Source organism: Oceanobacter antarcticus (genome assembly GCF_044962685.1).
GTDB classification, from domain to species: Bacteria; Pseudomonadota; Gammaproteobacteria; order Pseudomonadales; family Oceanobacteraceae; genus Oceanobacter; species Oceanobacter antarcticus.
Map to the genome: position 1 here is coordinate 157,238 of NZ_JBBKTX010000009.1, position 9,854 is coordinate 167,091.

Below are 9,854 nucleotides of genomic sequence, written 5' to 3' on the forward strand. Positions count from 1 at the left end.
GCAGCACTAACAGAAACGACTAACAGAAACGACTAACAGAAATTGCTGATAGAAAGCATGATTGGAGAACCGGATGAAACCCGACTTTCGCTACCAGCAACTGGAGCAAACCCTGTTACAGGGAATTGAACAGCAACGCTGGCCACCGGGAACACGCCTGCCCTCCATTCGCACACTGTGCCAGCAACACCAGCTTTCCAAAGCAACGGTTGTCCATGCACTGCAACGACTGGAAGCACGCGGCTTACTGGAAGCAAGACCCAAATCCGGCTACTACGTCAGCCATCGACCCGCCAACCCCAGACTTAGCAACACCAGACCCGCCACCAGCGTGCCAGCGCCCCAGCTCAAGATTGATGCCCCACGCGCGGTCAACGTCAGCGAACTATTTCTCGACATCATGCGCCGCAGCGCGGCCTTCGATCTGCTGCCAGAGCGCAGCTCCGACGACCTGCCACCCGGCATTGTGATATTAAACCGCGCCCTGGGCCGTGCCTTGCGCCGCCAGCGCGGAGATGATTTCCAGTATTACGACGATCCCGCAGGGCTGCCCATGCTACGCGAACAACTGGCTCAGCAACTGCAACGACGTGGCTGCAACCTGACCAACGAGCAACTTTGCATCACCTCCGGCTGTCAGCACGCGCTGTTTCTGGCCCTGATGGCCAGTTGCCAAAAAGGCGATGTCGTGGCGGTGGAAGCACCCGGCTTTTACGGCGTTTTGCAACTACTGCAGCAGCTGCAGTTACAGGCCGTTGAAGTCCCGACTTCAACCACCACCGGTATGGATATCGATGCACTGGAAGTCATACTCCAACGCTGGCCCGTGCGTGCTTGTGTGGTTGCCCCCGCTTTCGCCACACCCGGCGGAGCATTGCTGCCCGACAACGCTCGACAGCAATTACTCAACCTGGCCGAACAGCACAATCTGGCAATTATTGAAGATGATATTTACGCCGACACCGCGTTTAACCGTGTACCCGACCCGCTCAAGGCTCGCGACCTGAGCGGACGAGTGATGTTATGCAGCTCATTTTCCAAATCCCTGTCACGGGATCTGCGCCTTGGCTGGATCAGCGGTGGCCGCTGGCATGCCGATATTCTGCGGCTGAAACTGGTCACCCAATTGGCCAGCAGCCGTTATCTGCAACAGGGCGTGGCAGACTTCCTCGCCGATGGCAGCTACGCCAGTCATTTGCGACGTCAGCGCTACCAGCTACGGCAGCAACGAGATCAATTGCTGTCTGTACTCAGTCAGTGGCCCGGCGCTCCACAGTTCAGCGCACCGGACGGTGGCCTGGCCTTGTGGCTGGAATTGGGAACCGACACGACCAACCCACCGCATTCCCCAAAGCGCCAGATCAACACCCTGGCGCTCTATCCCGAGGCCCTGGCTCATGGCGTCATCATCACACCCGGCCCGCTATTTTCAGCCTCAGGACAATTCACCAACGCCATTCGGTTGAGTTTTGCCCATGCCTGGACAGCGCCACGACGGGCAGCCCTGCAACGACTTTCTTTGCTGCTGAACGGTTCAAGCACTGAATAATTATCCGTTACTCCCTGGCGACAAGAATTAACGAAAAAACAAAAGAGGGAGAAAATACCGAGAAAAGAGAAAAAGAGAAAAAGCTCAGACATGCCAGTTAAACAAATGCGACCCAGAGATATAAGCACTGTCCACCACCATCTCTGGGGTAGCAAACACATCGGCAGTCGCAATTCTGAGGATTTTCGGCACCCGGTCATAACTGACCAGGAAGTAACGACCATCCGTCGTCAGCGTCGTCCCCCGTGGCCGCGCCAGCGCCAACGAATGCACCATTTTTTGCTCAGCAATCGACCAGAAAGTAATCATATCGGCATCCGGGTGAGTCACCAGCGCAACCCCGGAACGGTTATCAATCACCACACTCAGGGCTTCCCCCGTCATATGATCCACAATCGCTTGTGGCGACGTCATCGACAACATTGGCAAACCCTGCGGACGAATACTGACGCCACCGTTGTCCTTAACACTCATTCCGGTACGCGGGGCCGATACCACCACCAGACTGCCATCGTCGGCGATGGCCACATGCCCGGTATTAATATCTTCACGGGTTAACAACACCCGCTCCAACAGCTGTTGACTGGCAACATCAACAAAACTGACGCAGGGCGCAGCGCCATCAAGAGGCCCACCCGCATTGGTGATCACCAGCGTTTTACCGCTATCAATCAACTTGCACTCGTGCGGCTCCTTGCCAAAAGACGGGAATTCGCCAAGATACGCCAGCGAGTTGGCATCCCGCACCGCCATCACACCATCCAGCCCATCCAGCCGGGTTTCAGTGCTGAACAGCAGCTGGTTGTCGGCAGAATAAACACCATGACCATAAAAATAACGCCCCGGCTGGGACTCAATCACACGGGTAAGCTGCCGAGACACCAGATCCAGCTCACAGGCATGTGGGCCTTTTTTCTCAAACACCGCCAGCCGATTGGGAGATTCCGGGTGCCAATGGATACCGTGTGGATAAAAATCCAGATCAATCAGATCCGTTTGCTGCCGCTGTATATCCACCACCGCCACCACATGACGTTGACCGCTGCCATCCGGCTGGACGAAACGCCCGCCACCCAACAGCAAGGTGCCGTTACGCTGACTGCAACCAGTGGTTAACAGCGCCGCCATCGACAAGGATGTCGCCGGAACCGTAGTCGCCAGCCAACCGAGCAGAGTACGACGCGATACAGTCATGATTTATCCTCGTTTGGCCAGCAGTTCGTCATCCCAGAATCCAGCAGGACAGGCGTTGTTACGCCAGCTCGTCAACCGCTACCTTATAGTGGGGATCTTCAATCACATTCACATCACACAAGCTGCCCGCCTGTTTCAGCAACGTGCGGCATTCCTGACTCAGGTGCAGCAAATGGATTTCCTTGCCTTCGGCGATATACCGCTCAGCCAGCGTATCAATCGCTTCCAGTGCCGAATGATCCATAACACGGCTATCGGCAAAATCGATAAGGACCTTGTCTGGATCATTGCTGATGTCGAACAGATCCTTGAACGATGCCACCGAACCAAAAAACAATGGGCCATACAGCTTGTAGAGCTTAGAGCCATCTTCCTGCTTCTGGCTTAACACGTGGATGCGCTTGGCACCCTGCCAGGCAAACACCAATGCCGATACAATCACCCCAATAATCACCGCAATGGCCAAATCGGTCAGCACCGTAATCACCGACACCAATACCAGCACAAACAGATCGTGTTTCGGGATTTTGCCGACCATCCGGAAACTGGCCCACTCGAACGTACCAATAACCACCATAAACATCACACCCACCAATGCCGCAATCGGGATCTGTTCAATTAACGGTGAGGCAAACAGGATAAAACTCAGCAAAAACAACGCAGCAGCAATGCCCGACAAACGGCCACGACCACCGGAACTGACATTAATCATCGACTGGCCAATCATGGCGCAACCACCCATACCACCGATAAAACCGGTAACAATATTGGCCGTACCCTGAGCCACACACTCCTTGTTACCCCGACCGCGAGAATTGGTCATCTCGTCGATCACCGTCACCGTCAACAACGACTCAATCAAACCGATCGCGGCAAAAATGCCCGAGTACGGCAGAATAAACAGCAGGGTTTCCATATTAAACGGCACATTCGGTATCGCAATTGGCGGCAAACCACCGGCGATACTGGCCAGATCGCCGACCGTTTTGGTGTCCAGATCCAGACCGAAAGCCAACAGGCTGGCCACCAGAATACCGGCCAAGGCCGACGGCACCGCCTTGGTCAGCTTGGGCAGATTAATAGTAATAAACATAGTCAGGGCAATCAGACCAAGCATGACGTAAAGCTGCATGCCGCTGAACCACTCACCCGTCAGCCAACCCCATTTGCCTTCCGGGGTACTCACCTGCAACTGTGGCAGCTGCGCCAGAAAAATCACGATCGCCAGACCGTTCACAAACCCCAGCATCACCGGGTGAGGCACCAAGCGGATAAACTTGCCCAGCCGCAGCGCGCCAGCGGCAACCTGAATTACCCCCATCAGCACGACGGCAGCCAGCAAATACTGCAGTCCCATGCCATCGCCATACAGGCGTTCGGCATCAGCCACCAGTGCCACCATCACCACCGCCAGCGCCCCGGCCGCACCGGAAATCATCCCCGGACGACCACCGATACAGGCGGTAATCAGACCTACCATAAAGGCAGCATAAAGCCCGACCAGCGGGTGAACACCGGCAACAAAGGCAAACGCGACGGCTTCTGGCACCAATGCCAAAGCAACCGTCAGACCGGATAACACATCCGTTTTGATGTTGGGCGAGAATGTTGCGGCAAACTCACGAAATAAAGATGGCATGGTATCGAATACCCCCAGGAATCGGAAAGCCGCGCACTATACCAGTACGAGCCGTCAAATTCAGGACAGATCGGCAGCAATGCAAATCATCTTCATTCAGAAGCCACCACCTTCATCAAACAAAGAATGTCATTCAAAAGATAATATGAGCATCAAACAGCAGACAACCCAGCGTCTTTTAGGTAATGGACTTTTTTGTCATTGGACTGATTTGTCCGGCTTCCGGTATCTCTGAGCCAGTAATCAACCAATAAGCGTATTCTGGCCACAGTCTCCCCAAGGCCTCCAGCTCTTCGGCATAGGGCTTTGCGATCTTGCCACTCATATTTTCCCAGCGCTTTGCCTTGATCCCCGTCGCCTTTTCAAGCATCGGTCGAGTGTACCCCTCTTGCTTTATAACAAGATTGATCCGTTCAACGAGTTCCATATTCCAAACCAGTACTTCCCTAAATATCAGCAAATCACTAATATTTAGGGTGAGTGTTGAAGCCACTCGTTAGTATTAACCCAAACCCGAAAGCCTATCACGAACTGCCACTTTCTCGGCAGCCTCGCCGAACAAGGAGGTTTTGTGTCTTGTTTGTACTATTTCCCCAAAATTATGGCGGGTATAGAACCAGTTGATGCTCGGGCAACACTCATGTTTGTCACTGGTTGGTTATCGGTCAGGTGGGATGCTGCGCGTGACAGATCACCGGCAGTTATTTCGCATTCTAGTCATTTCAACCCGTGTGTTTTTTAACCCCAAGGTAAGGAAGGAACCTGTGCAGCCAATTCATTGGAGCCCGGAATTTGAAACCGGTATTGATATTATTGATTCTCAGCACAAACGTATTTTCGACTATTTACAAGAAGTTGATGCTGCCATCAAGCAACGGGATGACCTTAAAATCCGGGCTGTCGCCAAAGCGCTGATCGACTACTCCATTTCACACAACGCATTCGAAGAAAGCCTGATGGAACAAGCGAATTACCCCGTCTTAAAGGCTCATGCCAAAGTTCATGAAGCCTTCCGGCGACGAGCGGTCAGTTATGACCAGCGACTGGAAAATGGCGAAGACAGCATCAAAGTCGCCAAAGAAGTGCGTTCGGATATTGGCTTATGGTTGACCAATCATATTCAACGCGATGACAAGCACTATGTCCCTTATGTCAAAAAAACGCTGGAAGGCAACTTTGTGCGGCGCATGGTGAAACACTTTTTTGCCTAAGTGCAAATAAAGCCAGTCTGCATCCGTGAACAGAATGGCACCCGATTATGTGAATTATTTGCTTGTTTTGTAGAAGGACCGACTACCGATTTTTTTAAATAGGACTTTATTTTGATCCTGTAAGTGGCGCGCAATTGTGGCAAAAATCCAACCCGTTTTATTATCGATTTTATTACCTTGCGGGTATGCAGGCTTTTTTTAAATCAAGTTGCTCTTTGATATAGGTTGCAGGCACCCAAGATTCACTAAAGCCAGATTCAGAAGATTTAATAAAGTTACAAACTTCATCTGACATTGCATTAAAAAACTCATCTACTTTCGATTTATTAGACACGAGGCCTCCTATTCACATAACGCCTTGCTCACCGGCGAGTAAGTTGGTGCTGTTTTTGCTGCCTTTTCTTTTAGCAAAAACCGCGACAACTGTATCGAGTCCGCGTGCAGCAACTTGTTATGTGCATGTTCTGTAGTAAGAGTTATTGCCAATTTTTTGAAATTCAACAAGCCCCTTATCCTCTAACATTCTTGCAAGTATAGCGAATAGCCAACCCTTTTCTCCATACTGGGTATTATCCTTGGGAACTGCTACAAACTTAAGTTCTAAATCATTATTTATCTCGGCAACTGCTACCCACCGATCTTTATTTAAGTTTTCCCGTTGCTTAATTTCTTGCAGCAACTCAAATGCCAAAACATCAATGAGTTTATGCATGGTTTCTTTTCTATTCATGGAAGCCTCCGAAATATGGGCACATAACGCTGCATTCAGCGGCTTGTCCGCTGCAATGCTTTGTTAGTTTACATTTCACTACCATATACTTTTACATATTGGCTATGCAGCGACATCTCTAGCATATTAAATACTTGTTCAAACTTATCAACCCAAAGATTATCATCGTCAGATTCGGACTTATTAACTAGAAAGGCTCTTAGTTGAGTTTTTGTTTGATTAGATTTCAAATCAAACGGCTGAAGTTTTCCCTCGACATCTACAGAATAATCTTTAAACCAGTTCGGGTGCTCAGCATGTGCCCCTATAATCCATTCGTGAGGAAAGAGACCTTCCAAAGAGAATCCTGTATGCAAACTTATAAAATTTCGATTTGCCTCAAAGGAAATATTCTTATTTCCTAAGTAGTGCTGCAAATCCCTCCTTGTTTTGTCACCTGCGGGGTCGCCATCTAAAACAGTAACAACAGGCCTCTCTTTTTGGATAAATTCATAGGTGGCTTTCATAAACCCTTCCATCCCAGAAACTCCTGTAAAATCCAAAAAATCTGCTGATCTAAGATATTTCCACTCGCATGTTCCGTCTTCCTTTGGCGTAATTTTTTTTAGGGCCCATTGAAAAATCTCCCTATCTGACTTTCCTTCAACAAATACATTCAGCACCCCAAGATTGTAGTAATCGCTGAACCTTACGCCCAAAGCACTTCGTATTGAAGAGGTCGCTTCTACATAGGATTCATACTGTATCACCTTAGTGTTTTCATTGTCTATTGCTGTACCTACGACCTTTCTAGGGTCTTGATTAACAAATCCTAAAGAATGAGTCGTTGTCACCAAAAGTGCTTCTGAGCGGAGTTGTTCTAACATCCTGTGACAGGAACCTGCTAGCTCTGGGTGGAGATAAGATTCCGGCTCTTCAATTAACCAAATTGTATTTTTTGACAATTTGGCCTCTTCCTTTGTTATCCACAGAAATGAGGCAAGAATAGCTGAAGCTTGAATTCCCATCCCTTTCCGATCAATTTCAGTTTTATTTGGATCTGACAAATGAAATTCAAACCGGTCAATTAACTCCTCCATAGAGTTGTTTGGAAGGGAGAAGTGGGATTTTATATGGGGTAGTCCTGCCATACTGAGTTGATCATCAAGTGTTTTTGAAATACCCGTTAAATTTCTATTTATGTCGACTAGCTTGTCATCAAGAACCCGCGAAACCGAGCGTTTAATAAAGGGAAGTAGTAAACTAGAATATAGGTCGCTTATACTTTTTGAAGATGGAACATAATGACAAACAAATTTATCAAGCAAGCAGTTTAATGCCGCTTTTTGTTTGTGCGAGACGGGGCCAGACTGGCCACTTTTCATCTTTTCATTAGAGAAGAACCGGTACATTGGAGTGCCCGATTTTGCGAAATTCAAATAAAGAGAAAAACTTTTCCCTACAGGCTTAGGATCTTCCAGCATTTTATTTAGCTCTCTATATAGCTGAAAGAAATCCTTATCATCCCCATCTTCATCGCCACTGAAAGTTGCAACAAGGCTGGTTTGTCCATTAGATACACTAAAAGTAAGATCTCTTTTTACGTCATAACCAAGTTTGTTATCAAGCCCGGTAAACAGCATCTCAATAGATTTTAATATGTTAGTTTTACCGCTGCTATTTGGTCCAACAATGGTAAGACCTCTGGTTAGATCTATGTGCTGCTCCGAACCTATAGTTCTGAAGTTTCTTATCCTTAAACCTTCTATTTTCATTTATTTATCAACACTCTGGGGAAACTAACAGTTTATTAGTGCGCATGCGCGGTTTCTGGGCAAGCCGGTTTCTGGAAAATCACCGTAACTACTTGAATAATAGGAAGTAACATCCATTTCCAGATCAGTCCATTCTGTGAAAGCGAGCATGCGCATTAACTCCTTTGTGCCTTGCGCATTAATCTGTAAACCTGCGCAACAAATTTCCGTGTATCAATGCCTTAACGATAACAACGTCCGGGAAAGCGCGCAAGGCTTCTGAAAAAGCGCGCATTGATTTGGGCAAACTTTCTATTATACTGGATATGCATACACATCAGATCAATGACTTCCAGCCCCTTTCTCAATGACATTCGCCGCTTTATGCGCACCTGCGGCTACAGCCTGCGAACCGAGAAAGCCTATGTTTACTGGATTCGGTTCTTTATTCGTTACCAAAAGCGGAGACATCCCAAAGAGATGGGGGCTGCGGAGGTGTTGCAGTTTCTGGGGTTTCTGGCGAATGATCGCCATGTCTCGGTCAATACTCAGAAGCTGGCCTTGAATGCGTTGGCGTTTCTGTATAACACGTATCTGGAATTGCCTCTGGGCGACCTGGGCTTTCAACATGCCAATAAACCTGCCAAATTGCCTGTGGTGATCTCATCGCAGGAGGTCGGACGAATTCTTGCCGTGATGAATAATCGGGATCGGCTGATATTTTCGCTGCTATTTGGCTCCGGTTTGCGCATTTCTGAATGTTTACGGCTGAGAATCAAGGATTTCGATTTTTCTCGGCGAGCACTGACCGTACACAGCGGCAAAGGAAACAAGGACCGGGTGACAATTCTCTCCTTATCGCTTCAGACTGAAATTGAAGCAGCGATGGCCAGTGCCATAGAAATTCAGAAAATTGATAATACTCAGGGTGTTGGCCCCTCGTTGCCAGATGCCCTGGGGAGAAAGTATCCGAATGCCTTCCGTCAACCGGCCTGGATGTTTTTATTTCCCTCCAGCGGTTTGTGTTTGCATCCCCATACCGGAATTAATTGCCGCCATCATTTGCACGACAGTGTTCCGCGTAAAGCACTGAAAATCGCCGTAGCAAACAGTGGTATTGCAAAAAAGTAAGCTGCCATACCTTCAGGCACAGTTTTGCAACCGAGCTGTTATGCTCCGGCCGGGATATTCGTACCGTGCAAGAGTTATTGGGTCATACGGATGTTGCCACCACGCAGATCTATACCCATGTGATCGGCCAGCATTTTGCTGGTACAGAAAGCCCGCTGGATCGGTTGCAATAGCAAAAGCAGATGCGGGCGGGCCAATGCCATTAACGTAACATTGTGTGGAGCGATCCGGGACGCGTAGTTCATGGTCGTGAAGATTGCGCGGATGCATGGTCATGGACCACTCCAACAGATCTGATTTTCATTAAGTTAATGACATTGGGCTTTCGTAAACGCTCAAACAACCCCATCTAAAATCACTACTCAATTCATTCTAAGCTGTCTTCAAATTCTTCAAATTCTTCAAATTCTTCAAATTCTTCAACGAGACAGCTCATGACTAAATCCGAACAATGGCAGCAGCACATCAACCTTTGGCGTACCAGTGGTTTATCCCAAGCCCGCTCTGTCACCCTAGTTGTCCAGTAGGCGTTTTCGCCTAAATTCATCTCAGAGTGGGTCAAAAGGATTGCTATGCCGCGCTACTCAGACGAACGTAAGGCCGCTGTCTTGAAGAAGCTGTTGCCCCCTATGAACCGGTCGGTTGCCTCGGTCGCTACAGAGGAAGG

General features: G+C 48.8%; 10 protein-coding genes. 3 read left to right on the top strand and 7 right to left on the bottom strand.

All coding sequences use genetic code 11. From position 1 onward, the window contains the following. The first annotated feature begins 73 nt into the window (after positions 1 to 73). On the top strand, positions 74 to 1,549 hold the full coding sequence (locus WG929_RS09270; protein ID WP_369854434.1) for an aminotransferase-like domain-containing protein: 1,476 nt from the start codon (positions 74 to 76) through the stop codon (positions 1,547 to 1,549). Positions 1,550 to 1,633: 84 nt separating this feature from the next. Here the strand turns inward: WG929_RS09270 and WG929_RS09275 are convergent, their stop codons facing one another. The 3 genes from WG929_RS09275 to WG929_RS09285 form a co-directional block, all read right to left on the bottom strand. Further along, positions 1,634 to 2,743: a DUF1513 domain-containing protein gene (locus WG929_RS09275; protein WP_369854435.1), complete on the bottom strand. Its 1,110-nt coding sequence runs from the start codon at positions 2,741 to 2,743 to the stop codon at positions 1,634 to 1,636. Between the two features lie 58 nt (positions 2,744 to 2,801). Continuing rightward, a complete protein-coding gene (locus tag WG929_RS09280) occupies positions 2,802 to 4,382 on the bottom strand; it encodes a SulP family inorganic anion transporter (RefSeq protein ID WP_369854436.1) in 1,581 nt (526 codons plus the stop codon). A 178-nt stretch (positions 4,383 to 4,560) separates the two neighbouring features. Further along, positions 4,561 to 4,809, bottom strand: a complete 249-nt coding sequence (locus WG929_RS09285; protein ID WP_369854437.1) for a hypothetical protein — start codon at positions 4,807 to 4,809, stop codon at positions 4,561 to 4,563. Between the two features lie 337 nt (positions 4,810 to 5,146). Here WG929_RS09285 and WG929_RS09290 point away from each other — a divergent pair, with 337 nt between their 5' ends. Next, positions 5,147 to 5,593: a bacteriohemerythrin gene (locus WG929_RS09290; protein WP_369854438.1), complete on the top strand. Its 447-nt coding sequence runs from the start codon at positions 5,147 to 5,149 to the stop codon at positions 5,591 to 5,593. A gap of 172 nt (positions 5,594 to 5,765) precedes the next feature. Here the strand turns inward: WG929_RS09290 and WG929_RS09295 are convergent, their stop codons facing one another. The 3 genes from WG929_RS09295 to WG929_RS09305 form a co-directional block, all read right to left on the bottom strand. Next, positions 5,766 to 5,927: a hypothetical protein gene (locus tag WG929_RS09295; RefSeq protein ID WP_416205805.1), complete on the bottom strand. Its 162-nt coding sequence runs from the start codon at positions 5,925 to 5,927 to the stop codon at positions 5,766 to 5,768. A gap of 117 nt (positions 5,928 to 6,044) precedes the next feature. Next, a complete protein-coding gene (locus WG929_RS09300) occupies positions 6,045 to 6,323 on the bottom strand; it encodes a hypothetical protein (protein ID WP_416205806.1) in 279 nt (92 codons plus the stop codon). A 68-nt stretch (positions 6,324 to 6,391) separates the two neighbouring features. Then, positions 6,392 to 8,077 carry an ATP-dependent nuclease gene (locus tag WG929_RS09305; protein WP_416205807.1) on the bottom strand — a complete coding sequence of 562 codons (1,686 nt, stop codon included), beginning with the start codon at positions 8,075 to 8,077 and terminating at the stop codon, positions 6,392 to 6,394. Between the two features lie 324 nt (positions 8,078 to 8,401). On the opposite strand from WG929_RS09305, the gene WG929_RS09310 reads away from it, so the two are divergent. Next, on the top strand, positions 8,402 to 9,187 hold the full coding sequence (locus tag WG929_RS09310; protein WP_416205808.1) for an integron integrase: 786 nt from the start codon (positions 8,402 to 8,404) through the stop codon (positions 9,185 to 9,187). A gap of 367 nt (positions 9,188 to 9,554) precedes the next feature. Here the strand turns inward: WG929_RS09310 and WG929_RS09315 are convergent, their stop codons facing one another. Beyond that, on the bottom strand, positions 9,555 to 9,749 hold the full coding sequence (locus WG929_RS09315; RefSeq protein ID WP_416205809.1) for a hypothetical protein: 195 nt from the start codon (positions 9,747 to 9,749) through the stop codon (positions 9,555 to 9,557). Between the last annotated feature and the right edge of the window lie 105 nt (positions 9,750 to 9,854).

Excerpts from the sequence above, each read along its gene's own strand:
- WG929_RS09270 (WP_369854434.1), top strand. The coding sequence starts at position 74 with ATGAAACCCGACTTTCGCTACCAGCAACTGGAGCAAACCCTGTTACAG.
- WG929_RS09275 (WP_369854435.1), bottom strand. The coding sequence starts at position 2,743 with ATGACTGTATCGCGTCGTACTCTGCTCGGTTGGCTGGCGACTACGGTT.
- WG929_RS09280 (WP_369854436.1), bottom strand. The coding sequence starts at position 4,382 with ATGCCATCTTTATTTCGTGAGTTTGCCGCAACATTCTCGCCCAACATC.
- WG929_RS09285 (WP_369854437.1), bottom strand. The coding sequence starts at position 4,809 with ATGGAACTCGTTGAACGGATCAATCTTGTTATAAAGCAAGAGGGGTAC.
- WG929_RS09300 (WP_416205806.1), bottom strand. The coding sequence starts at position 6,323 with ATGAATAGAAAAGAAACCATGCATAAACTCATTGATGTTTTGGCATTT.
- WG929_RS09305 (WP_416205807.1), bottom strand. The coding sequence starts at position 8,077 with ATGAAAATAGAAGGTTTAAGGATAAGAAACTTCAGAACTATAGGTTCG.
- WG929_RS09310 (WP_416205808.1), top strand. The coding sequence starts at position 8,402 with ATGACTTCCAGCCCCTTTCTCAATGACATTCGCCGCTTTATGCGCACC.